The 395-nt window shown below is 68.6% G+C and carries 1 protein-coding gene; it reads right to left on the minus strand.

What is annotated here, in order from left to right:
• Positions 1 to 395 (minus strand): Ig-like domain-containing protein (locus GYA94_RS27495; protein ID WP_161893533.1); only part of this gene is annotated, 395 nt, incomplete at both ends.

A 395-nucleotide genomic window follows, 5' to 3' on the forward strand; every position in this document is an offset into this window, starting at 1 on the left:
CAACCGGGCCATTGCCCCGTACATTGCCCTGGGCGTCCACCACCTGCGCGGGGGTGCCGGGTTCGCCACGGCCGGTCAATACGCTGCCATCGTTGCTCAGTTGCAACTCGGTGGCCTCGTTGGGCGGGGGGATGGCCGGTGCGCCGATCTGGGTCGGCAGTGAGCTGTGGCCAGCCGCGTCGATGGCTACCACAGCCAGCAGCTCGCCGTTCGCCTGGGCAGGGCTGAGGGGGATGTTGAAGCTGCCGTCGTTGCCGACTTGCACGCTACCCAGCACACCGCCTTGGGCATCCCGCACTTCCACAAGGCTGCGAGCCGGGGCCGTACCACTGCTGACGCTGCCATCGGCAGATACCACAAGCCCCGTCGGGCTGTCCGGCACGGCAATGGCCGGT

Origin of the sequence: Pseudomonas juntendi (genome assembly GCF_009932375.1) — a bacterium.
In the GTDB taxonomy this organism is placed as follows: Bacteria; Pseudomonadota; Gammaproteobacteria; order Pseudomonadales; family Pseudomonadaceae; genus Aquipseudomonas; species Aquipseudomonas juntendi.